Source organism: Eubacterium ventriosum, assembly GCF_025150745.1.
In the GTDB taxonomy this organism is placed as follows: domain Bacteria; phylum Bacillota; class Clostridia; order Lachnospirales; family Lachnospiraceae; genus Eubacterium_G; species Eubacterium_G ventriosum.
In genome coordinates, this window is the sequence record NZ_CP102282.1 from 111909 (window position 1) to 137312 (window position 25404).

General features: G+C 35.0%; 26 protein-coding genes, 1 tRNA gene and 1 pseudogene. 7 read left to right on the forward strand and 21 right to left on the reverse strand.

Annotated elements, in window-relative coordinates; genetic code table 11:
- Window positions 1-38 precede the first annotated feature (38 nt).
- From NQ558_RS00455 to gatC, 5 genes are all read right to left on the reverse strand, one after another.
- Window positions 39-551 (reverse strand): RNA polymerase sigma factor, encoded by a 513-nt coding sequence (locus NQ558_RS00455; protein WP_005359898.1) that lies wholly within the window; start codon window positions 549-551, stop codon window positions 39-41.
- 132 nt (window positions 552-683) lie between these two features.
- A tRNA-Pro gene (locus NQ558_RS00460) sits at window positions 684-757 on the reverse strand.
- 80 nt (window positions 758-837) lie between these two features.
- The gene (gatB, locus tag NQ558_RS00465) at window positions 838-2274 is read right to left on the reverse strand and encodes an Asp-tRNA(Asn)/Glu-tRNA(Gln) amidotransferase subunit GatB (protein ID WP_005359891.1); all 1437 of its coding nucleotides are present in this window, start codon (window positions 2272-2274) and stop codon (window positions 838-840) included.
- A gap of 11 nt (window positions 2275-2285) precedes the next feature.
- Window positions 2286-3761 (reverse strand): Asp-tRNA(Asn)/Glu-tRNA(Gln) amidotransferase subunit GatA, encoded by a 1476-nt coding sequence (gatA, locus tag NQ558_RS00470; protein WP_005359890.1) that lies wholly within the window; start codon window positions 3759-3761, stop codon window positions 2286-2288.
- 27 nt (window positions 3762-3788) lie between these two features.
- On the reverse strand, window positions 3789-4085 hold the full coding sequence (gene gatC / locus NQ558_RS00475; RefSeq protein ID WP_005359889.1) for an Asp-tRNA(Asn)/Glu-tRNA(Gln) amidotransferase subunit GatC: 297 nt from the start codon (window positions 4083-4085) through the stop codon (window positions 3789-3791).
- Window positions 4086-4376: 291 nt separating this feature from the next.
- On the opposite strand from gatC, the gene NQ558_RS00480 reads away from it, so the two are divergent.
- Together NQ558_RS00480 and NQ558_RS00485 are read left to right on the forward strand one after the other, a co-directional pair.
- A complete protein-coding gene (locus NQ558_RS00480; protein WP_040446184.1) occupies window positions 4377-5102 on the forward strand; it encodes an MBL fold metallo-hydrolase in 726 nt (241 codons plus the stop codon).
- A 10-nt stretch (window positions 5103-5112) separates the two neighbouring features.
- Window positions 5113-5220, forward strand: a pseudogene (locus tag NQ558_RS00485) (VOC family protein); the annotation flags it as partial.
- A gap of 79 nt (window positions 5221-5299) precedes the next feature.
- On the opposite strand, the gene NQ558_RS00490 reads toward NQ558_RS00485, so the two are convergent.
- From NQ558_RS00490 to NQ558_RS00505, 4 genes are all read right to left on the reverse strand, one after another.
- Entirely contained in the window at window positions 5300-6187 is an 888-nt protein-coding gene (locus tag NQ558_RS00490) for a cysteine ABC transporter substrate-binding protein (RefSeq protein ID WP_005359885.1), read from the reverse strand.
- A 152-nt stretch (window positions 6188-6339) separates the two neighbouring features.
- Window positions 6340-7089: an amino acid ABC transporter ATP-binding protein gene (locus NQ558_RS00495; protein WP_005359881.1), complete on the reverse strand. Its 750-nt coding sequence runs from the start codon at window positions 7087-7089 to the stop codon at window positions 6340-6342.
- 9 nt (window positions 7090-7098) lie between these two features.
- Window positions 7099-7776, reverse strand: a complete 678-nt coding sequence (locus tag NQ558_RS00500) for an amino acid ABC transporter permease (protein ID WP_005359879.1) — start codon at window positions 7774-7776, stop codon at window positions 7099-7101.
- Window positions 7757-8416 (reverse strand): amino acid ABC transporter permease, encoded by a 660-nt coding sequence (locus NQ558_RS00505; protein WP_005359878.1) that lies wholly within the window; start codon window positions 8414-8416, stop codon window positions 7757-7759. The genes NQ558_RS00500 and NQ558_RS00505 overlap by 20 nt, the downstream gene beginning before the upstream one ends.
- A gap of 421 nt (window positions 8417-8837) precedes the next feature.
- Here NQ558_RS00505 and NQ558_RS00510 point away from each other — a divergent pair, with 421 nt between their 5' ends.
- Window positions 8838-9485 carry a phosphoribosyltransferase gene (locus tag NQ558_RS00510; protein ID WP_005359877.1) on the forward strand — a complete coding sequence of 216 codons (648 nt, stop codon included), beginning with the start codon at window positions 8838-8840 and terminating at the stop codon, window positions 9483-9485.
- A 455-nt stretch (window positions 9486-9940) separates the two neighbouring features.
- On the opposite strand, the gene NQ558_RS00515 is transcribed toward NQ558_RS00510, so the two are convergent.
- Window positions 9941-10705 carry an NYN domain-containing protein gene (locus tag NQ558_RS00515; RefSeq protein ID WP_040446180.1) on the reverse strand — a complete coding sequence of 255 codons (765 nt, stop codon included), beginning with the start codon at window positions 10703-10705 and terminating at the stop codon, window positions 9941-9943.
- Between the two features lie 184 nt (window positions 10706-10889).
- Here NQ558_RS00515 and NQ558_RS00520 point away from each other — a divergent pair, with 184 nt between their 5' ends.
- Window positions 10890-11108, forward strand: a complete 219-nt coding sequence (locus NQ558_RS00520; protein ID WP_005359875.1) for a hypothetical protein — start codon at window positions 10890-10892, stop codon at window positions 11106-11108.
- Window positions 11109-11663: 555 nt separating this feature from the next.
- Here NQ558_RS00520 and NQ558_RS00525 read toward each other — a convergent pair.
- Both NQ558_RS00525 and NQ558_RS00530 read right to left on the reverse strand, forming a co-directional pair.
- Window positions 11664-11834: a hypothetical protein gene (locus NQ558_RS00525; RefSeq protein ID WP_005359873.1), complete on the reverse strand. Its 171-nt coding sequence runs from the start codon at window positions 11832-11834 to the stop codon at window positions 11664-11666.
- Window positions 11835-12094: 260 nt separating this feature from the next.
- Complete coding sequence (locus NQ558_RS00530; RefSeq protein ID WP_005359872.1) at window positions 12095-12454, reverse strand: hypothetical protein; 360 nt, start codon at window positions 12452-12454, stop codon at window positions 12095-12097.
- A 17-nt stretch (window positions 12455-12471) separates the two neighbouring features.
- On the opposite strand from NQ558_RS00530, the gene NQ558_RS13170 reads away from it, so the two are divergent.
- Window positions 12472-12567 (forward strand): helix-turn-helix domain-containing protein, encoded by a 96-nt coding sequence (locus NQ558_RS13170; protein ID WP_084812527.1) that lies wholly within the window; start codon window positions 12472-12474, stop codon window positions 12565-12567.
- A gap of 103 nt (window positions 12568-12670) precedes the next feature.
- Here NQ558_RS13170 and NQ558_RS00535 read toward each other — a convergent pair whose 3' ends face one another.
- Genes NQ558_RS00535 through glnA form a run of 3 tightly spaced genes read right to left on the reverse strand, consistent with a single transcriptional unit; the run spans window position 12671 to window position 15825 of the window.
- Entirely contained in the window at window positions 12671-13885 is a 1215-nt protein-coding gene (locus NQ558_RS00535; protein ID WP_005359870.1) for an LL-diaminopimelate aminotransferase, read from the reverse strand.
- 22 nt (window positions 13886-13907) lie between these two features.
- The gene (locus NQ558_RS00540) at window positions 13908-14456 is read right to left on the reverse strand and encodes an ANTAR domain-containing response regulator (protein ID WP_040446176.1); all 549 of its coding nucleotides are present in this window, start codon (window positions 14454-14456) and stop codon (window positions 13908-13910) included.
- Window positions 14457-14493: 37 nt separating this feature from the next.
- On the reverse strand, window positions 14494-15825 hold the full coding sequence (glnA, locus tag NQ558_RS00545; RefSeq protein ID WP_005359868.1) for a type I glutamate--ammonia ligase: 1332 nt from the start codon (window positions 15823-15825) through the stop codon (window positions 14494-14496).
- Window positions 15826-16062: 237 nt separating this feature from the next.
- On the opposite strand from glnA, the gene NQ558_RS00550 reads away from it, so the two are divergent.
- Window positions 16063-17175, forward strand: coding sequence for a L,D-transpeptidase (locus NQ558_RS00550; RefSeq protein WP_005359867.1), 1113 nt, complete (start codon window positions 16063-16065; stop codon window positions 17173-17175).
- Between the two features lie 142 nt (window positions 17176-17317).
- Window positions 17318-17944, forward strand: a complete 627-nt coding sequence (locus NQ558_RS00555; protein ID WP_005359866.1) for a ribonuclease H1 domain-containing protein — start codon at window positions 17318-17320, stop codon at window positions 17942-17944.
- A gap of 360 nt (window positions 17945-18304) precedes the next feature.
- Here NQ558_RS00555 and NQ558_RS00560 read toward each other — a convergent pair whose 3' ends face one another.
- The 6 genes from NQ558_RS00560 to NQ558_RS00585 all read right to left on the reverse strand — a co-directional run bounded on the left by NQ558_RS00560 (window position 18305) and on the right by NQ558_RS00585 (window position 25391).
- Window positions 18305-18691: a hypothetical protein gene (locus tag NQ558_RS00560; protein WP_005359863.1), complete on the reverse strand. Its 387-nt coding sequence runs from the start codon at window positions 18689-18691 to the stop codon at window positions 18305-18307.
- A 210-nt stretch (window positions 18692-18901) separates the two neighbouring features.
- Window positions 18902-19561 (reverse strand): HAD family hydrolase, encoded by a 660-nt coding sequence (locus NQ558_RS00565; protein ID WP_040446174.1) that lies wholly within the window; start codon window positions 19559-19561, stop codon window positions 18902-18904.
- Window positions 19562-19657: 96 nt separating this feature from the next.
- A complete protein-coding gene (gene aspS, locus NQ558_RS00570; RefSeq protein WP_040446171.1) occupies window positions 19658-21415 on the reverse strand; it encodes an aspartate--tRNA ligase in 1758 nt (585 codons plus the stop codon).
- Window positions 21416-21880: 465 nt separating this feature from the next.
- Complete coding sequence (gene feoB / locus NQ558_RS00575) at window positions 21881-24235, reverse strand: ferrous iron transport protein B (RefSeq protein ID WP_005359859.1); 2355 nt, start codon at window positions 24233-24235, stop codon at window positions 21881-21883.
- A gap of 227 nt (window positions 24236-24462) precedes the next feature.
- The gene (locus NQ558_RS00580; protein ID WP_005359857.1) at window positions 24463-24753 is read right to left on the reverse strand and encodes a hypothetical protein; all 291 of its coding nucleotides are present in this window, start codon (window positions 24751-24753) and stop codon (window positions 24463-24465) included.
- Window positions 24753-25391 (reverse strand): peptidoglycan recognition protein family protein, encoded by a 639-nt coding sequence (locus NQ558_RS00585; RefSeq protein WP_005359854.1) that lies wholly within the window; start codon window positions 25389-25391, stop codon window positions 24753-24755. The genes NQ558_RS00580 and NQ558_RS00585 overlap by 1 nt, the downstream gene beginning before the upstream one ends.
- Between the last annotated feature and the right edge of the window lie 13 nt (window positions 25392-25404).

A 25404-nucleotide genomic window follows, 5' to 3' on the forward strand; every position in this document is an offset into this window, starting at 1 on the left:
ATTTGCCTCCATTCTTCAATTCCTTATGATTTTTGATTTTAAACCTGCTTTTTTATGATTTTTGCAAGCTTTTCTCTACCACGTTGTAACCTTGATTTTACGGTATTAACACTTAACTGAAGAATATCCGAAATTTCTTTTGTACTATATTCCTGATAATAATAAAGAACTAAAACTTCTCGATACTTTAAAGATAGTTTTCTCAATGCTTTAACTAAATTTTCTGTATCACTGTCAAATTGAATTTTATTTGCTGAATCATTTTTCACTCTTTCCAATTTCTCTCTATCTAATCCAATTGATACATTTTTATTCCAAAAAGTTCTATGGTAATCATTGCACTCATTTCTTGCTACTCTAAGTAACCATGCTTTCAAATGTTCACTGTCATTAAAAGTTTTTGAACTCTTGTAAAGCTTTATAAATGTATTTTGAAAACAATCTTTAGCTGCTTCTTCATTTTGTGTCCACACCACACACATTCTTGTTATGTAATCAGAATATTTCTCAACAACTTCTTCATAACTCATACCGGCATAAGTTTTATCCATCTCTCTCCTCCTTCTGTTTTTTTGAAAAATTTATTTTTCTATATAAAACACGATTGCTTTCAAACTTTGGGTGCAAATTAATTAAATATTTTCACGCCACAAAAAAAGAGCCTATTTCTAAGCTCAAAAAAATCGGTGCGACAGGATTCGAACCTGCGACCTCTGCGTCCCGAACGCAGCGCTCTACCAAACTGAGCCACGCACCGCTTAAGAAAAATCATTGCAGATGTTTAATTTTACATCTGCAACAATTTTTTTAACCAAGTATAATATTACTACTTTGTAGTTATTTATTCAATATTTCATTAAGGATTTTGTTAATCATCTGTGGATTAGCCTTGCCCTGTGTAGCCTTCATAGTCTGGCCTACCAAAGCTCCAATTGCTTTCTTGTTTCCACCCTGATAATCGGCAACTGCCTTAGGATTGTTGGCTACAACTTCTTCAATTATCTTCTTAAGACCATCTGTATCGTTGTCCATCTTTAATCCGTGTTCTTCAACATATGCTTCAGGATTTACGCCACCATCAAAGATTGCTTCAAAAACTTCCTTGGCAACTGTTTTGTTAATCACATCATTTTCGATTAATTTAAGGAACTTGGCAAAATTTTCACCTGTAAGTTTTACCTGATCAGGCTCAATGCCCTTGTCCTTAACTATACGCATTGTTTCACCCATAAGCCAGTTGCTTGCTTCCTTAGGTGCGCTACCCTTTTGTACTGCTGCTTCAAAAAGATCTGCCAATGGTTTGTATAATGTAATAATGTCAGCATCATATTCAGGAAGGTTAAATTCTGAAATATATCTTGCCATCTTTTCATCTCTAAATTCAGGTTCTTTTGACTTAACTTCAGCCATCCATTCGTCACTAATGATAATTGGAACAAGGTCAGGATCAGGGAAATATCTGTAATCCTGAGCATCTTCTTTTGAACGCATAGCATAAGAATATTCCTTTGTATCATCCCATCTACGTGTTTCCTGAATTACTGCTTCTCCTGCTTCTATTAAATCAATCTGTCTTTCTCTTTCATTTTCAATTGCTCTTGCAATAGCCTTAAAAGAGTTAAGATTCTTCATTTCTGTTCTTGTGCCAAATTCTTTTGCACCATATTCACGAACTGAAAGGTTTACATCTGCTCTCATAGAACCTTCGTTAAGCTTACAGTCTGATGCTCCAAGATACTGAATTATAAGACGAAGTTTCTCAAGATAAGCTATAACTTCATCGCTTGAACGCATATCTGGTTCTGACACGATTTCAATAAGTGGAACTCCTGAACGGTTTAAGTCAACTAATGAGCAATCATTCCAATCGTCATGTACTAACTTACCTGCATCTTCTTCCATATGAATTTCGTGGATTCTTACCTGTTTTTTTTCTCCATCATCACCTTTGATTTCAACATAACCGTTTGTACAAATAGGTTTGTAAAGCTGTGAAATCTGGTAGTTCTGTGGGTTATCAGGATAAAAATAGTTCTTTCTGTCAAACTTGCAATTCTGTGTAATGCTACAGTTTGTTGCAAGTCCTACAGCCATGGCATATTCAACTACCTGCTTGTTTAAAACAGGAAGGGATCCCGGCATTCCTGTACAAACAGGACATGTATGTGTGTTTGGTGCTCCGCCAAACTCTGTTGAACAGGAGCAGAAAATTTTTGTTTTTGTTGCTAATTCTACATGAACTTCAAGTCCAATAACTGTTTCGTACTGTTTCATTGCTGCTCCTCCTAATCTCTTGCTTTTGCTACATCACATCTGTCATAGCCATTTTTTGCCTGCTCAAATGTGTATGCTGCTCTTATAATATTTTTTTCTTTAAAGCAGTCACCAATAATCTGCATTCCTATTGGAAGTCCGTTAGAATCCTGTCCACATGGAACTGAAATACCCGGAAGTCCTGCAAGGTTAACTGAGATTGTGTAAATGTCTCCAAGATACATCTTAATTGGGTCTGAAAGGCTGTCTCCTAATTTAGGAGCTGTGGTTGGTGCAGCCGGTCCGATAATTACATCGTATTTTGCAAAAGCTTCATCGAAAGCTTTCTTTATAAGTGCTTTTGTTCTAAGTGCTTTCAAATAGTAAGCATCATAATATCCTGAACTTAAAACGAAAGAACCTAACATAATTCTTCTCTTAACTTCTTCACCAAAGCCTTCTGAACGTGTCTTCTTATACATATTGTGAAGTCCATTGTATTCTTCTGTTCTGTATCCGTATTTTACACCATCAAATCTTGAAAGGTTTGAGCTTGCTTCTGCTGACGCAATAACATAATATGCAGGAATTGCATACTCAACAAGGCTTAAATCAAATTCTTCAACAATTGCACCTTTGTCTTTTAATACATCAACTGCCTTAAGAATTGCTTCTTTAACTTCAGGTTCAAGACCTTCACCAAAATAGTCTTTTGGAATACCAATCTTTAGTCCCTTAACATCCTCAACTAAAGCTTCTGTAAAGTTGTAATCATCTCTCTTTACTGATGTTGAATCTTTTGAATCGTAGCTTGCAATAGTTTCAAGAATTGTTGTGCAGTCTGTAACGTCTTTTGCAACAGGTCCAATCTGATCAAGTGATGAACCATAGGCAATAAGACCGTAACGGGATACTGTTCCGTAAGTTGGCTTAATTCCTGTTACACCACAAAATGAACTTGGCTGTCTAATTGATCCACCTGTATCTGAACCCAATGCATATGAGCATTCTTCTGCTGCAACTGCTGCACAGCTACCACCTGATGAGCCACCAGGTACATGTTCTTTATTCCATGGATTCTTAGTTGGTCCATAGAAAGATGTTTCTGTTGTACTTCCCATGGCAAACTCATCCATGTTAGTTTTTCCAATAATTACTGCTCCTGCTTTTTCAAGATTAATAACAGCTTCTGCTGAATATGTTGGATAAAAGTTTCCTAAGATTTTTGAGCTACATGTTGTAAGCTTGTCTCTTGTACACATATTATCCTTTATTGCTACAGGAACACCTGCCAAAGGACCTGTTAGCTGTCCTTCATCAATTAATTTCTGTATATGTTCTGCCTTTTCTAAGACTTCTTCTTTTTTATAAACTGTAACATAACTATTTATATCTTTCTCAACAGCTTCAATCTGGTCAAATGCTGCATTTACTGCATCTACAACCCTGACTTCGCCTGACTTGATTTTTTTACCCAGCTCTACTGCTGTCAAACTCATCAAATTCATGAATATATCCTCTCTTATCTTAGCTTATTATTCTTCAAATGTTTTTGGAACTACAAAAGCTCCATCCTTCTGTTCCGGTGCATTCTTCAATATATTCTCTCTATCATCCCCGTTAACAACAACATCTTCTCTGAAAACATTGTTTACAGGAAATACATGGCTCATAGGTTCTACATTGCTTGTATCAAGCTGATTTAACATATCAATGTAGTCAAGCATTCTTCCCATGTCACTTTTAGCCTTTTCTTTTTCTTCGTCAGATAATTCAAGCTTTGCAAGAATTCCAACGTATTCTATTGTTTCGTCTGAAATAATATTAGCCATAATGACCTCCTCTTTATTCTGTAGTATCTACATACTTTTCCACACTTAATCTATATCTTACAAAATATCGGTGTAAAAATCAATGAAATACGCTTTATTCCGTACAAAAAGCAGTAAAAAACTTTGTATTATTAACATATTAATGTTCTTTCCTTATAACTTGACTTACATATGGATTATAATTAAAATATTTAAAAATAAACTTGTAGTTAATAATGTAATTCAAATGGAGCTAACCCCATTATGCTACATTATTTATTATAGTATCAAATACATATAGGAGGACTTACCTTGACTGTAACATATATCGGACATAGTGGTTTTTTACTGGAAACTGAAGATGCATATTTTCTTTTCGATTATTTTGAAGGCACAATTCCTGAATTAAAGAATAATAAAAGCATTATTGTTTTTTCCAGTCACCGGCATCACGATCACTTTAATCCTGAAATTTTTGAACTTATTAAAATTTATCCGGATATACGTTATGTGTTGTCATATGATATTCCCCTTAAAAGACATCTAAAAAAATATGAAAACCAGGGGATAGACCTAGCGAAAAACATTTTGATAACGAAAAAGAATATCGAAACAATGCTTAAGCTGCCTAACGGAAAGGACTTAAAAATATCAACTTTTAGGTCTACAGATGAAGGTGTAGCATTTCTGTTAGAATATGATAACAAGGTTTATTATCACGCAGGAGATTTAAACTGTTGGTATTGGAAGGAAGAACCTAAGTCTTATAGAAATAATATGATTCAATTATATATCCGCGAAATTCAAAAAATGGATAACTTAAAGATTGATGTTGCCTTTGTTCCTTTGGATCCCAGACTTGAAGAAACAGCATATGAAGGTTTGGAAATATTTATGGAACATACTAATCCACAAATTGTATTTCCAATGCACTGCTGGGGAAAGTATGATATAATCAGTTCTTTCCTTAATAAACATCCTGAATATAAAGAAAAAATCCGGATGATTAATAATGAAGGACAAATTTTTAATGTTTGAGGAAATTTATATGAATTTTAAAATGGTATATGAAAATTATAACGTATTTGACTTAAAAAAATCTTTGGACTTTTATGAAAAGGCCTTAGGGCTTAAGGAAGTCCGTAGAAAAGAAGCTGTGGCACTAACTATATATCAGTAGTGCAACAGCCTTTTTTATATTATATACTATATTTTTAAAGTATGGCCCTTATTTATTATTCAACCACTCCGCCTTCAACTACAAGTTTTTCAGGATCGATACTATCTCCGTAAACACTCTTTAATGTTTCATCAAAGTCCTTATGGAAGAATTTTTCCTTAGCCAATGTCTTAATTTCATCATTTAACCAGTTAAGCAACTCTGTGTTACCCTTCTGTACTGCAGGTGCAATTGTGTCAATATCTCCAAGTGATTCAACTCCTACTACGAATCCTTTGTTCTGTTTTGCCCATGCAAGAACTTCTGTGTTGTCTGTTGAGAATGCATCTCCACGGCCATCTAACAAAGCATCATATGCTTCCTGATATTCATCAAATTTTACAAGTGTTACATCAGGATAGTTTTTTGAAAAATATGTTTCTGCTGTTGTTCCCTTAACAACAATTAATTTCTTTCCCTTTAACTGATTTACATCTGTTATTTCTGCCTTTTGTGGTGAAACAATTCCAAGTGCCACCTTCATATATGGAAGTGCGAAATCAACCTGTTCTTTTCTTTCATCAGTTACTGTAAAGTTTGCCAATGTAATGTCAACTTTTGCTGATTTTAAATATTCAACACGGCTTGCTGCCTCTACATAAACAAAATCAACTGCATCTTCACTACCAAGAAGATCCTTTGCAATTCTCTTTGCAAAATAAACATCATACCCCTGAACTTTTCCATTTTCGTCTACATAACCAAATGGATTCTTGTCGCTAAACACACCAATTTTGATTTTGCCTGACTTCTTAATTTCGTCAATAGTTCTAGCCTTTGCCGTAGCTGATGCCTGACTTGCATTTTCTGCTCCATTCTGTGTAGTATTGCTGTTTCCACATCCTGCAATAACTCCTGCAATAATACCAACTACCAATAAAACTCCTAAAATTTTCTTTTTCATCCTGATTCCCTCCTAAAAAATTTTTGCTGATTTAACCAGCTTTATATCTAAACATTTTCTTATCTAAAGCTGTTTAAAGATTGTTTTAACATTTGTATCTCTAAATATTTTCGTATTAAAAACTGTTTAAAGCTACTTTGACATTTATATATCTAAACAGTTTCATATTGAAAACTGTTTAAAAACTGTTTTGCCCTTTGCGTCTTTGGATTTTCGAAAAATCTTTTTGGCTCAGATTCTTCTACTATTTTTCCCTTATCTAAGAAAATAACCCTGTCTGCAACTGCTTTCGCAAACTCCATTTCGTGGGTTACTATAATCATGGTCATTCCTGTTTGGGCAAGTTCAAGCACCACCTGCAAAACCTCCCTTACCATTTCCGGATCAAGTGCCGCTGTTATTTCATCAAGAAGTAAAATCTCCGGATTCATAAGCAAAGCTCTTACTATTGCAACTCTCTGCTTCTGACCGCCTGAAAGCTGTCGTGGGTAACTATCCTTTTTCTCCAAAAGTCCAACCCTTTCAAGCAACTTTTCGGCTTCTTTTTCAACATCGCTCTTTTTTCTTTTTTGAGCTTTAACCGGTGCCAAAATCAGGTTATCCATAATTGACATATTTGGAAATAAGTCATAACTTTGAAAAACCATGCCTATTTTTTCTCTAATTAAATGAATGTTCTTTTTTTCATTCTCATAATTTTGTCCGTCTAATTTGAGTGCACCCTCATTAATACTTTCAAGCTTATTCAAACACCTTAAGAAAGTACTTTTTCCACAACCTGACGGGCCGACTATAACCACAACCTCGCCTTTTTCGATTCCAAAAGATATATCGTCTAAAACATTTGTTTTTCCATCATATGATTTCTTTAAATGTTCAACTTTCAAAATTTTTTCTGCCATGATTTTCTCCTATCCTGCTAACTTTTTCCCCAAGAATGCTGACAATCTTGAAAAAGGAAAGCATATTACAAAATACATAAGGAATATTGCACCGTATACCCAAAGTGCCGAGTCGCTAGCGGTATATCTTGATGCGTCAATTATTTGTTTTCCAACCTTTACTACTTCCACAACGCCGATAAGCACTACCAAAGATGTTGTTTTAATCATACGTGTAAGCAGATTGATTGCCGATGGAAGCAGCCTTCTTATAGTCTGTGGAAAAATAATATAAATAAATACCTGCAATTTTGTAAGACCAAGCCCATAACCGCTTTCATATTGGTGCTTTGGTATTGAAATAAGTGCGCTTCTAACAAGGTCGCCCATTTCAGCCGTGCCCCAAAATGTGAACACTATGACCGCCGCCAATTCTCCCGGCATGTTCATTCCCAAGTGCTTGGCTGCCCCAAAATAAACAAGGAAAAGTAACACTAGTTGAGGCATAATTCTTACAATTTCCAGATAAATTCTGCAAATCAATTTGACTACTTTGTTTTTTGATGTCATTATCATTCCCAAAATGAATCCCAGTATAATTGAAAAAATCATTGCTATAAGAGCAATTCGTAATGTTACCCAAAGTCCCTGGCATAGCCTTAGAAAATTGTTGCCTTTAAACAACACACTAATCCCCATATTCTGCATAGCGAACCCTCCTTTCAACCAAACTGCAAATCAATGAAATCGGAAGCAAAATAATAAGGTAAGCAATAACCAACATAAATAATGCTTCATCTGTTTTGTAATAAATTCCAATTAAATCTTTTGTAATAAACATTAAATCAGCCAATGCCACAGCACTAAAAACTGATGTTTCTTTTATTAAAAATATAATGTTGGCACAAAATGCCGGAATTGAATTTGAAACTGCCTGTGGAAGAATTACATATCTAAAGGTCTGTGATTTTTTCATTCCAAGGCTTAATGCTGACTGAATTTGAATGCTTTCCACATTATCAAGTCCGCTTCTAAAAGCCTCTGCCATATAACTTCCTCCAAGGAAAGCCAATCCTATAACACCACACTGCTCCGATGTAAGTACAATTCCAACCTTTGGCAATCCAAAATATAAGAAAAATAACTGAATCAACAACGGTGTGTTTCTTGACAATTCAATATAAAATCCAACTATTTTGTCTAAAACCGGCACCTTAAAATATCTAATCAGGCTTACGATTAAGCCTACAACTATAGCAAGCAAAATCCCCCAAAATGCCATAATCAATGTTAACTTTGCTGCTTCCACATACAAGGGTATATGCTCATTAATAAAATTAAAGTCCATTAGTCTACCTGCTTTCTAACTGTGCTATGTGAATATGTAAGAGAATTGCACATACATACTGAACTATATTTTAAAAATTCAATAATACCTCTCATTTTTAATCTCTCCCTTTTTCCCTATTGGTATTGTAGGATATGATAGTTTTTAAAAACGTTTTTTATCAATGGTTTTTTACTAAATTTTCTACCAATTTCTGTATTATATGCATTTTTGTGAAAATTTAACACATATTCATCTTATTTCTTATAAACAATTAGTTTTTCACTTTATTAATTGGGGTGGAATTTTTTGACAGTTTGGAATATTTTTTCATTGAAAACCGCAGAGATTATTGTATAATTGTTTTATAAGTTTGTACGGCTAAAAATTGAATATTGGCAGGTAATCAATTTCCAGATTGATTACGGAAAGGAGGCCCTTTATGATTAAAAACAAAATCGTGAAATACTATGCCAGAAAGGACTCTAACATTGCATTAAAAGTTATTCCTGGGCATTTTGTTACTAATCACTCACACCTTAATTATTATCTTGACATGACTACTATGAAGACACGTCAGAACGAAGCTGAACGAATCGCCATTGCCATGAAGGATTATTATAATGTTATGGATAAGCCAATTGATACAATTGTTTGTTTAGACGGTTGCGAAGTTATCGGTGCTTTTCTTGCAAGTGAGCTTAGCAGATCAGGAGTTTTATCAACTAACGCACATAAGACTATTTACGTCGTCACTCCTGAATTTAATTCCAACGGACAGATGATTTTCAGAGATAACCTGAAACCTGAAATCTATGGAAAGAACGTTCTTCTGCTTCTTGCTTCAGCAACAACAGGAAAGACTGTCCGCAACAGCATTGAATGCATCGAATATTACGGTGGCATTCTTCAGGGTATCTCAGCTATCTTTAGCGCAGTTGATTCAATTAACGGACATAGAATTGATGCACTATTTAGAGCAGATGATATTCCTAACTATGAAGCATTTGCTCACAGTGATTGTCCAATGTGCAAGGAAGGCAAACCTGTAGAAGCACTGGTTAACGGATATGGATATAGTGAGATATAGGATTATTTGATATAGAAGTATTTAATTTCGTTTTATACAATTTAGAAATTATTTTAGATTTATTTTTAATTTGTACAGCCGTATTTTCTGGAGAAATTTATTTTAATAAGATACACTTTTAGGTGTATTGCAGAAAGCACATCCCATAGGGTGTGCTTTCTGTTGTTTTTTGGGGATGACTTTGTATTTTCGGCTACGATTACGTGTCGGTGAGCCAAAATGCCGGCCCCCGGGGGTGTGGACACCGCCCCGAACGACTTTGTACGAAAAATGAGAAGAGAAATCTTCAAACACACACAATTTTTGCCACCAAAAAACCACCACACCGGCAGCCCCATATTTCTGCCAATGTGGTGGTTATGTTTTCTCTTAAATTGTAAATCTCTAGAATCCTATAATTCTTCTACCATATCATTTACACTTATTGCAATCTTTAGAGCTTTTTTCTACATTCTCTAACTATTGCTATTGCTCCACAAACCTTCTTCTTCAAGTCTGTCCCAGTTTACAACAAGTACTTTTGGCTTCTTTCCTCTGTATTGCTTCTCTTCTTCAGCCAAATACTTATTACTCATTAAGTCGTCAAGTGCAGCCTGTATTCTTTCTCTTGAAACTCCACTATGTGCTGAAACATTATCAATGGTTTTATAATATGTTGCCATTTTGCGTCTTTTCTTTAAAATGTATAATGACTTCAAAATCGCATCATAATAATAGTGCTGTTCCTGATTTGTTCTTGGCATTTCAACATATGAGTTAGCTGAAGATTTAAGCTTGTTACTTAACGATCTCTTCACGCCATAAATAATAACTTTCTTCTTTAATTCACGAAGATACTTAATTGCCAAATTAAAATGTGCATCACCTGTAAATATAACAAATACATCCGGCGAATCTTTTTTTGCCGCTTCACGATAAATTGCATCTAATATAATAAAATCTGTAAAATCCTTATCTACACCATCTTTAGTGCTTGCGGTGTGCACAACATTTTTTGTAATTTTTTCTAATTTAGGTAATTCTTTTTCTATTGCACTACCATTAAAATCCCCAAAAAACATTAACTTTTTCACATTATATTCTTCTGTAAGTTCATCATACCATTCCTGCACATTAGGTTTCATTGAAAAAATATTATTGTATCCATAGTACCAATGTTCATAGTCTACAAATACTGCTGCGCTAGGCTTATCGCTTTTTTTGAATAAATTGCTAAACAACGTTCTCCTCCTTTCCCAGTTAATCTATTGCATTATAACAAATTTTTGTCATAAGGTAAACAACCGCCGCAAAATCCACAACGGTTTGCGACGGTCAAGTTTTTAATATTTCGTTACAAAAATTGTATATTGGATTAATGGCAAGGGAATTGAAATAACCACTGCAAAAGATATTTCTAATATTATGAACATATTGTCTTACACTGAATTGTCAAAATATGAAATCAAAGAAGAAAAAGCCGGTGGATTTTATATTGATATTTATTGTGGTAATGATGTAAAACGACTGACAATGCTAAGTGATTATATTGTGTTGGATGGGGTAAGTTATAAAACAAATGAAGATTTGACAAAGATAATTCAGCCGTATATGGATAATGTGTATGGGAAATACATAGAATAAATAATAAACGGGAGTTCATCAGGGGATATACCCCAAAAATAGAAAGATTTGAAATGTCGGGGTACATTTATCGCATTTTCAAACTATATGTTGCATAAAAATGATGGAGTTTGAGGCAAGTGTACCCAGAAAATTAAGGATTTTCAAATGTCGGGGTACATTTATCGCGTTCTCAAACTATATGTTGTGTAAAATCATTGAAATTTTAGACAAACGTACCCCCAAAAAATTGGGAATTTAAAATATCGGGGTACACCTAGGATAAAATATCACTTATAAGTGGCATGTAACATTCAAAAATGTGAAATTTGTACCCCAAAAATCAAGGAAAAAATTATATCGGGGTACCGGGAGCAAAAAAGACTTCAATGCTAATTAATAGTTCGTTGTAATTGTAACAAACTAATTAGCGTTGAAGCCTTGTTAATTCATAAACGGAACATTATTGTTTCCTGACTTTGTTATGATTCTTTTTCTTCAATATTATTGTTCAGCACCTCAACAAAACTGTCCTCATGTGCTTCATGTAAAGGATTGTACATTTCTTTTATTCCATTAACTGATATATAATACATATGTGGGATTTTTGTATTCGTACTCTCTGGCCATACCGGACGCAATAAACATATCCATAAATTCATCCAAATCCATATTGCAATCATAAACTGCATCTCCCAGATTATTCATTGCCTCTTCTCTTTCAAAATCATCAAATGTACAAGTCATTCTAACCTTCCCCTTTACTGTTGAACATTAATATCTCAAAACAATCAATTATAATTCTACTTTGTTTTCTTATTCCTTGTGGCTGACCACTTTGAATAAATCGTCTTATTATTTGATACTTTATACGTTCTTATTCTAACATAATATTTCTTTTTATTCTTTAACTTTCTAATCGTTCTAACAGTTGTAGAATTACTTTTTATTGTAATTTTCTTACCTTTTTTGAAAGATTTATTAGTTGCATATTGCAACTGATATCCTTAAACTCCTGAAACTTTTTTCCATTTTATTTTAATAGATTTCTTTCCACTATTAACACTTTTAATTGCTGTTGCATTTACGTATGTATTGTTAATAGCTGTATTCGAAATATCTTTATTTGTATTGTTGATTATATGTTTTATATCTGGTTCTGTTGACTTCTGTAACGCATCCGTATAACTATCCTTATATGAATATCCACATTCTTTACATTTATGTAATGTATATCCACTTTCACTTTCGGTTGGTTTAATTACTGTATCGACATATTTATGTCCTAACGCATCTATTGTTTCTGTATACGACTCATCACATTCAGTACATATATATTTTTTAACTCCTAACTTTGAGGCATCCATCTTAAACGTCGGATCACTTGAAACGCGGTGACAATGTTAATATTTCTACCCTGGCATATTTGTGTAAGATTTTAGAATGTTCAATAGAAGATGTTGTTAGCATAAAATATTAGTAGAAATTCCAAAGACTTTTCTACTTAACAAAAAATACTACTTTATCAGATGTAATCTCATTTGATAAAGTAGTATTTTTATGTTCTAAAATATTTCTAATCCCTACAGATTCTTGATTCTCTCAATTGCCTTTAATGTATTCTCATGTGTTCCAAATGCTGTCAGTCTGAAGTATCCTTCACCACTTGGACCAAATCCTGAACCAGGTGTTCCTACGATGTTGGCATTGTTAAGAAGATAATCAAAGAATTCCCATGAAGTCATATCCTTTGGTGTTTCAAGCCATACATAAGGTGCGTTAACACCACCGCTTACTGAAAAGCCTGCATTTTTAAGTCCGTCCATAATAACCTTAGCATTGTTCATGTAGTAAGCAACCTGTGCCTTTGTCTGCTTCTTTCCTTCTTCTGAATATACAGCTTCGCCGGCTCTCTGGATAATGTATGGAGCACCATTAAACTTTGTTCCATGTCTTCTAGCCCAAAGTGCATTAAGCTTTGTTCCGTTAGATTCTAATTCTTTAGGAATTACTGTAAATCCAAGACGTGTACCTGTGAAACCTGCGTTCTTTGAGAAACTTCTTAGTTCAATGGCACAAGTCTTTGCACCGTCACATTCATAAATTGTGTGAGGTACGTTGTCTTCTGAAATATATGCTTCATATGCAGCATCGTAAATAATAACTGCACCAACTTTGTTAGCATAATCAACCCATTCCTGTAACTGATCCTTAGTAATTGTTGAACCTGTTGGGTTGTTAGGGAAACATAAATAAATAATGTCAGGTGTTTCCTTTGGAATCTCTGGTGCAAAATTAGTAGCCTTTGTACATGGCATATAGATTACATTGCTCCAGCTTTCAGTTTTCTTAATAAATTCTCCTGTTCTTCCTGCCATAACGTTTGTGTCAACATATACAGGGTAGACAGGATCACATACAGCGATTCTGTTATTTTCTGCAAAAATATCACCAATATTACCTGAATCTGATTTTGCTCCGTCACTAATAAAGATTTCATCTAAAGCAATATCAACACCTCTTGCTTTGTAATCATTCTCTCTGATGGCACTTCTCAAAAATTCGTAGCCCAAATCAGGTGCATATCCGTGAAATGTTTCTGCTACTGCCATTTCATCAACTGCCTTATGTAAAGCTTCAATAACTGCAGGTGCCAATGGCTGTGTAACGTCCCCAATACCTAAACTGATTACATCTCTGTCAGGATTAGCTTCTTTGTAAGCTGCAACTTTTTTTCCAATAGTTGAAAACAAATAACTACCCTGTAACTTTAAATAATTCTCATTAATCTTATACATCTTTTTCTGTCCTTCTTTCTTTTTATTCTTTATACATAATTGCCAGAATCATTTCGGCTGTTTCAACCATAGTTCTTCCACTGTCCATGGCTGATTTTTGTATGTACCTGTGTGCCTCATTTTCCGACATATTATTTTTGTCCATTAGAACTTCTTTGGCCTGATTAATCACTGCCTGTTCTTCTTTTGTACGCTGTCCCGGCTTTCTCTTTTTCTTTCGGGTTCTCTCAAATAAGTTATTCTCCATCATTTCGATGGAATTAAGGAAATCCCTTACCTTGATTGGCATCTCCAGCATTGCAATGCCGGTTTCGTCTTCAAGCAATCTCTGTTTTGATGCTACAAGAAGCATCTCGAATCTGCCTTCAACATTCTCCAATATTCCGGTATACAACATATCCGGGAGTCTGTACCCGCTTATTATAATTCCTTCACCTAAATTATCCGCCAGGTTTATGGCCTGCGCCCCGGTTGTGCAACTTGATACAACATCGTATCCGTTTCTAACCAAAAGGTTCTTTATGGCCGTTCCATCTTGGGCTTTAGGAAATGCTACTATTATTCCTGACAATGTTTTCCCTCCGAATTTTGTTCAATCTTAATGATTCTTAGATTCGTCCTAAATACCTGTCAATTTCCCAATCAGTAACCTGTGATGTGTATTCCATCCATTCTTCTTCCTTAGCCTTAATGTATTTCTTGAATACTTCCTTGCCAAGAACTCCCTTAACAAAATCTGATTTTCTCATTTCCTGAATTGCTTCGTAAAGATTCTTTGGAAGATTTTCAATTCCTGCTTCATCTCTTTCCTCATCAGTCATTGAGTAAATATCTCTCTGAATGCTGTCAACAGGCTGAAGGTTATTCTTAATTCCGTCAAGTCCTGCTGCTAAACATACTGCAATTGCAAGATATGGGTTAGTAGCACAGTCAGGGCTTCTAAGTTCAACTCTTGTACCAAGTCCTCTTGCTGCCGGCACTCTAATAAGGGGGCTTCTGTTTGTTGCTGACCATGCAATGTATGTTGGAGCTTCGTATCCCGGAACTAATCTCTTATATGAATTTACAATAGGATTAATAATAGCTGTCATTGAACGCATATGCTTCATTAATCCTGCTATAAAGTTGTAGGCTTCTTTACTAAGTCCGTTTTTGTCATTTTCATCAACGAAAATATTCTGTCCTTCTTTGTTAAATAAAGACATATTAATATGCATTCCTGAACCGCACATTCCGTATTTTGGCTTTGGCATAAATGATGCATATAATCCATGACGTTTTGCAATAGTCTTTACTGTAAGTTTGTATGTCATAATCTTATCAGCAGTTTCTAATGCTTCACCGTATTTAAAATCAATCTCATGCTGTGCAGGTGCAACTTCATGATGTGATGCTTCCACTTCAAATCCCATTTCTTCAAGGTTAAGAACCATATCTCTACGGGCATTTTCGCCTAAGTCTGTTGGTCCCAAATCGAAATAACTGCCTTTCTCATGGCTGATTGTTGTTGGGTTTCCGTAATCGTCAGTATGGAAAAGGAAGAATTCACATTCCGGTCCTACGTTAAATTCGTATCCCATATCTTCTGCTTCTTTCAGAACCTTCTTTAATATGTATCTTGGATCATTTTCAAGTTGTGTGCCGTCAGGTTTGTAAACATCACAAATCATTCTGGCAACTTTACCCTGATGTGGTCTAAAAGGTAAAATTTCAAAAGTGTCATAATCAGGATATAAATACATATCTGATTCTTCAATTCTGGCAAAACCTTCAATAGAAGATCCGTCGAACATAATCTTGTTGTCTAATGCCTTAGCTAACTGGCTCTTTGTAATTGCAACATTCTTTAATGTTCCGAAAAGGTCAGTAAACTGCAGACGGATAAATTCTACATCCTCTGTCTCTGCCATATTTAATATTTTCTGTTTTGTGTATCCCATTTTGTTCTCCTTCCAAAAATGAAATTTTCTGTGGAATCTATATTTTTTCCTACTAATAACAAATTTTATCAAATCCCACAATTCACGTCAACAAAATAGGACTTTCATTAATAATGTTTTTTTATCAATATTCCTATTTTTTCTATTGCAATTAGTTTATTAAAAATATAGAATATGCGTAGACTATTTTTTTAGTCGCACTAATTGATAAAAATATATGAAGTATGGAGACACTAAATGATAAAAAATAAGATTCACAAATGCTGGCGTCTTGGTGCCGGCATTTTATTACTAAATATTGCTATTTTTACCGTAGGCTGTTCAAGCAAGAGCGTTGATTCTAAGGAAACAACAACTAATTCCGAAACGACTGTGGCACAGACTACCGTTCCGGAAACTACAATTGTTAATTATAAGAAGCTGATTAATTTTAAGGCTGAGCATCCTTTCTATATAAAAGTTAACAAGAAAGAGAACTTTGCCATTGTTTACGGCATTGACAAGAAAGGTAAATATTCAGTTCCTTACAAGGCTTTCGTTTGTTCAACCGGTCGCGAGGACGATTTTACACCTAATGGTACTTTTACCGTTTCAGAAAAATATCGTTGGCGATTAATGGTTGATAACACATATGCCCAGTACGCTGTAAGAATTCAGGGACAAATTATGTTGCATTCAGTGCCTTACACATCACCTGAAAGTGATGCCCTTGAATACTGGGAATACAACAAACTTGGCAATGTTGCCTCTTTAGGCTGCGTAAGATTTCAGGTTGCTGACATAAAATGGATTTACGACAACTGCCCTGAAGGCACAAAAGTCAAAATCTACTCAAAGGCTAACGAAAAATCTGTGCTTCCTTTACCTGAAATGCAGAAGCTAAACGAATCCGATCCACGTTCCTCATGGGACCCGTCAGATCCTGACGAAAATAACCCATGGAACACCGATTCAAAAACTTCTAAGAAGAAACGTAAAAAGAAGAAAAAAGAAACAGAAACAACAACTTCTTACAGCAACACAGACAGCGAAGAAGAAACAATTGGCAGAGAAACAATCGGTCGTGAAACAACAGCAAAATCAAGCTATACAAACAACAAAACCACAACCCAAAAAACAACAACAAAGAAAAACTCAAAACCAAAGACAACTAAAAAAACTACGAAAAAAGAAAACACAACAAAGAAAAACAATACAAAAGAAACAACCAAGAAAAATACTACAAAAAAGAAGACTGAAAAACAAACTGAGAAGAAAACAGAAAAAATAACAAAGGCTCCAACAAAGCCAACAGCCAAAGCAACCGAAAAAGTTACGGAGGCTGTTAAAGAAACAAATTCTCAGGAATAAATTTAATCAAATAATTACGAAACACTATTTAATCTCCTAGCAGTCAAAATTTGTATAAGCAAACAATAGGCAGATTTTTGACGGCTAGGAGTATACACAAAATAATTTTGCAATTATTTGATTTATGTACAGGAGGTTCTTTATGGCAAAAAAATTTTATGCTGTTAAAAATGGTAAGACTCCCGGAATTTTTGAAACGTGGGACGAATGTAAGAAAAGCGTTGACGGCTATTCCGGCGCAGTTTTCAAAAGCTTTAAAACTAAAGATGAAGCTCTTGCTTTTTTAGGCATTGAAAGTTCTTCCAATTCAGAAATCCCTATTGACGTTGATGGCAGCATTACCTCTGATTCTTCCTGCGCCACCGCCTATGTTGACGGAAGCTACAATATTGCCACCAAGGAATTCGGCTACGGCGTCGTAATGTTTCACAATGGCGAAGAACTTCATATGTCAAAATCTTTCTCCGATGCGGAAATGGCTTCAATGCGTAATGTTGCAGGCGAGATTTTTGGTTCAATGGCAGCAATGGAATATGCCGTAAACCACGGCATCACCAATCTTTCAATTTATTATGATTATATGGGAATCTCAAAATGGTGTACCGGAGAATGGAAAGCCAACAAGAAAGGCACAATAGCCTACAGAGATTATTACAATAAAATCAAAACCAAAGTAAACGTACAGTTTGAAAAAGTCAAAGGTCATTCCGGTGACAAATACAATGATATGGCTGATATGCTGGCAAAGAAAGCCTGCGGAGTGCTGTAGATTATAATTATTATATTTTTAAAATAAAAATCCTCCAAGTAGAATGTATTCTCATTCTTCCCGGAGGATTTTTTTATAAGGATCGTTCCATCCCTTGCACTTCCGCAATTAACATGAACACAAATGACATTATAAAGATATGAATAATTTGTTTTATAACCCATCTGCTCTTTCCTTCTCTTATTACACAGTACATTTCTGAATATTTTAAAAATGGAACTCCTGAAAAATAGTAAATAACCTATATTATATTGTCTACATATGACATATTTATCATTTGCGCTTTGATTTTTCCTTCTTTTAATGTTTTACATATTTTATGTATCATGTCTTTTTTATATGTAGAACATTCCTTTAACTTTAATATCCCTCATTGACAACTTTCCATTTACCATTTTGCAGTTTTAAATATATAAATCTTGTTGCCTCATTTGTCTCATCATATATTTGGAACATCACTTTTTTTCCTTTAATCTTCTTAAATTTTAAATCTTTTACTTTATGTGCAAAATTTTTATAATAATCACTTGCAACTTTTTCAGCCTCACTAATCTGCTCATCTGTATAAATTTGATTTTTTGTCTCTACATTTTTCTTAGCAACTGTGGTGTCAACTTCTTTTGTTTCAGTTATAGCAATCACCTTTGATTCAGTTGCTGAATCATTTACACCCTTCTCTTTTTTACACGAAAAAATAATGCAAGACATTGCCAACAATGCTGTACATAATAAGATTCTCTTTTTCATCTTCAACCTCCGAGTCTTTTATAAATATGTTTTCTGTTTTTTATCTTCACATAACTTATCATTTTTATGTATCAAATTTGTATAATAAATTTGGCGAATTTTTGCTTAATAAAAACTCCAAAGGATTATCTTATTAAGTAAAAAAAGAAACCACCATGCTCCTCACACAGTGGTTTCTTTATTTTACACTTTTATTTTCTATTTACTTGTCTAGCCTTCTAATACTTCTATAAGTTCTTCCGGCTTCGCAATTATGCTCTTTGGCTTCAGGCTTTCCAGCAATTCTAAGTCTCTAAAACCCCACTGGCATAGTACACAGTCAAGCTGTGAGTTGTCTGCTGTGGCTTTGTCTACGTCGGAGTCTCCCACGTATATTGACTCAGCCTTTGTGCTGTCAAGTTGTTCAAGTGCTAAGTTTACTTCATCAGGTGCCGGTTTCTTGCCAATGCCACCGGCTTCGTTTTCACCAATTGCCACGTCAATATATTTCTTAAAATATATTTCATTTAACTCTGACACTGCACACTGAGCCTTGTTTGAAACAATTGCCATCTTGTAGCCCTTGTCCTTTAGGCTTTTTAACAAATCCAATATCCCGGGATATGCGTCAGTCTTTATCTGGCAATGTGCCTGATAGTATTCCATAAAAGTTTCATAGGCTTCCTCAAACTTAGGATTGTTCAAGCCATCAGGTACGGAACGCTCCACAAGCTTCTTAATTCCATTTCCAACATCCATTCTAACTCTGTCTATTGTATGTTCTTCCCAGCCAAACTTTCTAAGCACATAGTTAACTGCATCTGCCAAGTCTTCTAATGTGTTTAACAATGTTCCATCCAAATCAAAAACTACTGTACTGTACTTTTTCATTTCAACCATCTCCTTGCTAAACAATATTACTGTCTTTCTTTAACCTCTCTGCTAAACAATATTATTGTCTTTCTTTAATCTATCTGCTAAACAATACTACTGTCTTACTTTAATGTGAACTTCTCTTAACTGCTGTTCGGTTACTTCTCCAGGTGCTCCACACATAAGATCCTGTGCATTACCATTCATTGGGAATGGAATAACTTCACGAATGTTTTCTTCATCACGAAGAAGCATAATCATACGGTCAACACCAGGTGCCATTCCTGCGTGTGGTGGTGCACCAAACTGGAATGCATTGTATAAAGCTCCGAATTTTTCCTTTAAGTCTTCTTCTGTATAGCCTGCAATTTCAAATGCCTTAACCATAATCTTCATATCATGGTTTCTAACAGCACCTGATGAAAGTTCTACACCATTACATACAATATCGTACTGGTATGCAAGAATTTCTTCAGGATCCATTGTTTCAAGAGCTTCCAGTCCACCCTGTGGCATTGAGAATGGGTTATGAGTAAATTCCATCTTCTTTGTTTCCTTGTCATATTCATACATTGGGAAATCATTGATATAACAGAACTTAAATGAGTTCTTTTCAATAAGGTCGAGTCTTTCGCCTAATGCTGTACGAATCTGACCTGCATATAAAGCAGCATTCTTTTCATTGTCAGCAATAAAGAAGATTGTGTCTCCAACTTCAAGACCAGCTGTTTCTCTGATTTCTTCCTTCATGTCATCAGGAATAAACTTATCGATTGGTCCCTTGTATGATTTGTCTTCCATTACTTCTAAGTAACCAAGTCCACCCATGCCAATACTCTGTGCAAACTTAAGTAATTTCTCGTGGAATCCCTTAGACATATCTGCGTGAACCTTAATAGCTCTTACTGTCTTTCCGTGGAATGGCTTAAATGTACATCTCTGGAAAAAGTCTGTAAGGTCAATGATTCTTAATGGGTTTCTAAGGTCAGGCTTATCTGAACCAAATTCGAGCATAGCCTGTTTATAACTGATAATAGGGAATGGAGCCTGAGTAACTTCATATCCTTCAGGTGCAAACTTATTAAATGTGTCCGCTAAAACTTTTTCACCTACTCTAAAAACATCTTCCTGAGTTGCAAAACTCATTTCAAAGTCTAACTGGTAGAATTCTCCAGGTGAACGGTCTGCTCTTGCATCTTCATCTCTAAAACATGGTGCAATCTGGAAATACTTATCAAAACCTGACACCATTAATAACTGCTTATACTGCTGTGGTGCCTGTGGTAATGCATAAAACTTTCCTTTAAACTTTCTTGAAGGAACGATATAATCTCTAGCTCCTTCAGGTGATGATGCACAAAGGATAGGTGTCTGGATTTCTAAGAATCCCATTTCTACCATTTTTTCTCTTAAATATGAAATAACCTTTGAACGAAAAATCATATTGTCTTTAACCTTTGCATTTCTAAGATCTAAATAACGATATTTAAGTCTTACATCTTCACGTGTTTCCTTTGAAGTCATAATTTCAAAAGGTAACTGTTTATATACTTTTCCTAAAATATCTACGCTTTTTGCTTCTAATTCAATTGTTCCTGTTGGAATCTTTGGATTGTATGTTTCTTCGTCTCTGTGTTCAATTGGTCCCTCTACTGAAATACAATCTTCCTTGTTTAATCCTTCAAGAAGAGAAGTGTCACGCATTACAACTTGCATAACTCCATACATATCTCTAAGGTCAATAAAAGAAACTCCACCGTGGTCTCTGATATTCTCAATCCAACCGGCAATTCTTACTGTTTCGCCAACATTCTTTTCTGAAATGTTGTCCATTGTTACGTCACGATAAATGTTATTTGTGTTCGTGTTCATTAGTTTTCTCCCTTCAAAAATACGAGTATCCGATTTCAATCAGGACTTAAACTCAAAAAGAGTTCATTTGCGAATTCTCTCACTAAGACTTAAGCAACAAAAAAGGCCCGTCCCAAAACGAAATCGTTTCAGGACGAACCATAAATATCTTTAAGTCCGCGGTACCACCTGATTTACTGCTCTGCAGCCACTCATCGGTTTAAAAACCTGCTGTTTATCGTTCAGCTACGGCTCACCTACTAATCAAATATCAACTCTTCTAATATTACTACCTATCAAAAGTACTATCTAAACAACTATTAAATTCAACTTTCGGATTGCAGCTCTAAAGTGTTATTCACATTAATTCATTCTACAGTACTTCCACCTACGCCTGCTCTCTGAAAGCGATAATTAATGCTACTTCTCTTCGTCGTCGCCATTAAAACTGATTATATTATAAGAAAAAACACTTGTCAAGCAAACTTAAACACCTGCAACTATAAGAATCAGATTAACCAGAAAAGCTATTATCCAAGCCATTCCACACTGTAATGCCACAACTCCAATAGCCCATTTTCCACCCAGTTCTCTTTTTACTGAAGTAATGGCTGCAACACACGGAGTATACAAAAGTGTAAATACTAAAAATACTATTGCATTATGTGTGTTAAACATTGTTGCCACAGGACTTCCTCCTAAAAGCACTGTCATAGTACTTACAACACTTTCCTTTGCTGTAAATCCTGTTATAAGGGCTGTTGATGCTCTCCAGTCTCCAAATCCCAGTGGTGCAAATATTGGTGCTATTACACCGCCTATTAATGCAAGAATACTATCTTTAGAATCAGACACTATATTAAATGTAATGCTAAATGTCTGAAGGAACCATATAATAAGAGAAGCAATAAATATTACCGTAAATGCTCTGGTAATAAAGTCTTTTGCTTTATCCCATATAAGTCTTAACACACTTTTAGCTCCCGGCATTCTGTAGTTTGGAAGTTCCATAACAAAAGGAACCGGTTCACCTTTAAACTTAGTTTTGTCTAATACTAATGCGTACAATATTGCAACTATTATTCCCGTAAAATAAAGACCAATCATTACCATTGTTCCATTTTGTGGGAAGAATGCTGCAGTAAAAAACGCATAAATTGGAATCTTTGCCGAACAACTCATAAACGGTGTCAGCATAATAGTCATCTTTCTGTCTCGCTCTGAAGGTAAAGTTCTTGTTGCCATAATAGCAGGAACTGAACAACCAAAACCTATAATCATAGGTACAAAACTTCTTCCTGATAAACCTATTTTTCTTAAAAGCTTATCCATTACAAAGGCAATTCTTGCCATATATCCACTGTCTTCCAACAATGATAGGAAGAAAAACAAAACAACTATGATAGGTAAAAAACTTAAAACACTACCTACGCCTACGAAAATTCCGTTAATAACTAGTGACTGCAAAACTTCATTAACATTGGCACCGACCATTGCACTGCTGCATAAATCACTTAAATAACTTATTCCCATATCCATAAGTGCCTGAAGTCTGTTTCCTATAACACCAAATGTTAACCAGAAAATCAATGCCATTATTACTGCAAAAGCAGGAATTGCTGTATATTTTCCTGTAAGGATTTTGTCTATTTTTTGACTTCTTAAATGCTCTTTACTCTCCCTTGGTTTTACAACAGTTGACTTGCATACCTTGTCTATAAATGTAAAACGCATTTTTGCAAGGGCTGAAAGTCTATCCATTCCACTTTCATTTTCCATCTGAACAATAATATGTTCAATCATTTCTTTTTCATTTTGCTCAAGCTTTAAACGATCAATTATATCTGTATCACCTTCTATTATTTTGCTTGCTGCAAATCTAATAGGCACCAAATTGCTATGTGCATGATCATCAATAAGATGCATAATAGAATGAATGCATCTATGAACTGCACCATGGTCTTCTCCATCAGCATCACAAAAATCCATTCGTCCCGGTCTTTCTCTATGAACTGCCACATGCATAGCGTGTTCAATTAATTCATCTACACCTTCATTCTTTGCTGCAGAAATAGGTATAACCGGAATTCCAAGTGTTGCCTCTAGCTTATTAACATCAATTGTTCCACCGTTAGCAGTTACCTCATCCATCATATTAAGAGCAAGAACCATTGGTATATCAAGCTCTATTAACTGCATTGTAAGATACATATTTCGTTCTATATTAGTTGCATCTACTATATTAATTATTCCACGTGGTCGCTCATTTAAGAAATATTCCCTTGATACAATTTCTTCGCTTGTATAAGGTGACATGGAATAAATTCCCGGCAAATCCACAACCATTGTGTTTTCCTGGCCTCTTATCTGACCATCTTTTCTGTCTACCGTAACTCCCGGAAAATTTCCAACGTGCTGGTTAGAGCCTGTAAGCTGATTAAACAAAGTAGTCTTTCCACAGTTCTGATTTCCTGCCAATCCGAAAGTTATTAACTGTCCTTTTTCTATTGTTTCCCCACGCTGTTTTACGTGGTAAATTCCTGATTCACCAATATGAGGATGGTTAGTAAAATTAGAAGATTTATGTTCTCCTGTTTCTTTTTTACCTTCTCTTTTTTCCACTAATTCTACTTCAATCTTCGCCCCATCATCTTTTCGAAGAGTTAATTCATATCCCCAAATTCTATATTCTATAGGGTCACCCATAGGTGCAGCCTTAATATATGTAATCTCAGTTCCCTGTATTAATCCCATATCAAGGAAATGTTGACGTAATTGACCGCCTCCACCTACCTGACGTATTATTCCCGTCTGTCCCTGTTTCAAATCTGAAAGTCTCATAATGTAATATGCCTCCTAGCCCTGTAACCTTAATGCGTTTCTATGGCTACTTGCTTTTTCCTACACTAGTTATATGTAAATACATTCCAATTAGGATTATGCTGATTGTGACCTGATTTGCACTCTCACAATCTCTCACGCATATTATTCATTATAGACCATATCGAGAATTTTTATCAATAAGTTTCTTGTTTATTCGACAATAATTTTTCCATCACTGTACTTTATTATTCCGCATTCATTCTTGAATTAAATGCCTCATCCCATTTATCTTTATCGTCAATGTATTTCTGATTAAGCCAGTCAATGCACTGGTCCACGCCTTCGTGAGTATAAGGAAACTCCACTTTCTCCTTATTTTCATCCTTAGTATTTTCAAAATTATATGGCTCAGGATAAACGAATACGCTAATATTTTCTTTGTCATAAGTTTTCATAAAAAATCTCATTCCCTTATAACTTCCTGAAAAACCTGCTCCTGCCAAACCATTAAAAGGTACACCCATCTTTGTAATCATTACTGTTCATCCTTTCTATAATCTGCCACATCCTGCTTAAACTTCTTCCACGCATCCTCATGGGTTACAAAATATCTTGGACACTCTTTTCCTGTAATGTCATAATGCCTTATAACGTCCCCATCTTCCAGTCCACACTGTTCCTCTAACCAAGCCACAAGCTTAACCAATGACTTGTATGTCTTCTTGTTAAATTTTCCCGTATCATCAGGATGACAAACCTCTATTGAAATAGTGTCATTGTTTCGCCAATTACTTGCTGCAGACATTTCAGACAAAGGAATACATTGAATAATCTCTCCCTTTAAGCCCACAACAAAATGGGAACTGACATTAGACTGATCCCCTGCATAAAAATTTCTATTTTGTTCTGCCGTACTTCCCGGATTGCCAACATAGTGAACCACAATATCCTTTACGGAACTTAGCTTTTCACCGCTTCTTGAAGTGCCGTCCACCTCAATAATTTCCGACTTAATCCAGTCCGGCATTTCAATCTCATCCAGTTTTACAACTTTCTGTCTGTTAATAAAGTACCTTGCCCCTATAAGTGCCACTGCGGCAACTGCCACAATTAAAAGAAAAATAAATATTCTCTTTAATAAGCTTTTCTTCTTTTTTCTTCTTCTGTTTTTCATTTTAATCTCCGTT

What these genes read in the sequence shown, in the direction of transcription:
- NQ558_RS00455 (WP_005359898.1), bottom strand. Translation starts at nt 551, where the DNA reads ATGGATAAAACTTATGCCGGTATGAGTTATGAAGAAGTTGTTGAGAAA.
- gatB (WP_005359891.1), bottom strand. Translation starts at nt 2,274, where the DNA reads ATGAAACAGTACGAAACAGTTATTGGACTTGAAGTTCATGTAGAATTA.
- gatA (WP_005359890.1), bottom strand. Translation starts at nt 3,761, where the DNA reads ATGAATTTGATGAGTTTGACAGCAGTAGAGCTGGGTAAAAAAATCAAG.
- gatC (WP_005359889.1), bottom strand. Translation starts at nt 4,085, where the DNA reads ATGGCTAATATTATTTCAGACGAAACAATAGAATACGTTGGAATTCTT.
- NQ558_RS00490 (WP_005359885.1), bottom strand. Translation starts at nt 6,187, where the DNA reads ATGAAAAAGAAAATTTTAGGAGTTTTATTGGTAGTTGGTATTATTGCA.
- NQ558_RS00495 (WP_005359881.1), bottom strand. Translation starts at nt 7,089, where the DNA reads ATGGCAGAAAAAATTTTGAAAGTTGAACATTTAAAGAAATCATATGAT.
- NQ558_RS00500 (WP_005359879.1), bottom strand. Translation starts at nt 7,776, where the DNA reads ATGCAGAATATGGGGATTAGTGTGTTGTTTAAAGGCAACAATTTTCTA.
- NQ558_RS00505 (WP_005359878.1), bottom strand. Translation starts at nt 8,416, where the DNA reads ATGGACTTTAATTTTATTAATGAGCATATACCCTTGTATGTGGAAGCA.
- NQ558_RS00510 (WP_005359877.1), top strand. Translation starts at nt 8,838, where the DNA reads ATGATTAAAAACAAAATCGTGAAATACTATGCCAGAAAGGACTCTAAC.
- NQ558_RS00520 (WP_005359875.1), top strand. Translation starts at nt 10,890, where the DNA reads ATGAACATATTGTCTTACACTGAATTGTCAAAATATGAAATCAAAGAA.
- NQ558_RS00525 (WP_005359873.1), bottom strand. Translation starts at nt 11,834, where the DNA reads ATGACTTGTACATTTGATGATTTTGAAAGAGAAGAGGCAATGAATAAT.
- NQ558_RS00530 (WP_005359872.1), bottom strand. Translation starts at nt 12,454, where the DNA reads ATGGATGCCTCAAAGTTAGGAGTTAAAAAATATATATGTACTGAATGT.
- NQ558_RS00535 (WP_005359870.1), bottom strand. Translation starts at nt 13,885, where the DNA reads ATGTATAAGATTAATGAGAATTATTTAAAGTTACAGGGTAGTTATTTG.
- glnA (WP_005359868.1), bottom strand. Translation starts at nt 15,825, where the DNA reads ATGGGATACACAAAACAGAAAATATTAAATATGGCAGAGACAGAGGAT.
- NQ558_RS00550 (WP_005359867.1), top strand. Translation starts at nt 16,063, where the DNA reads ATGATAAAAAATAAGATTCACAAATGCTGGCGTCTTGGTGCCGGCATT.
- NQ558_RS00555 (WP_005359866.1), top strand. Translation starts at nt 17,318, where the DNA reads ATGGCAAAAAAATTTTATGCTGTTAAAAATGGTAAGACTCCCGGAATT.
- NQ558_RS00560 (WP_005359863.1), bottom strand. Translation starts at nt 18,691, where the DNA reads ATGAAAAAGAGAATCTTATTATGTACAGCATTGTTGGCAATGTCTTGC.
- NQ558_RS00565 (WP_040446174.1), bottom strand. Translation starts at nt 19,561, where the DNA reads ATGAAAAAGTACAGTACAGTAGTTTTTGATTTGGATGGAACATTGTTA.
- aspS (WP_040446171.1), bottom strand. Translation starts at nt 21,415, where the DNA reads ATGAACACGAACACAAATAACATTTATCGTGACGTAACAATGGACAAC.
- feoB (WP_005359859.1), bottom strand. Translation starts at nt 24,235, where the DNA reads ATGAGACTTTCAGATTTGAAACAGGGACAGACGGGAATAATACGTCAG.
- NQ558_RS00580 (WP_005359857.1), bottom strand. Translation starts at nt 24,753, where the DNA reads ATGATTACAAAGATGGGTGTACCTTTTAATGGTTTGGCAGGAGCAGGT.
- NQ558_RS00585 (WP_005359854.1), bottom strand. Translation starts at nt 25,391, where the DNA reads ATGAAAAACAGAAGAAGAAAAAAGAAGAAAAGCTTATTAAAGAGAATA.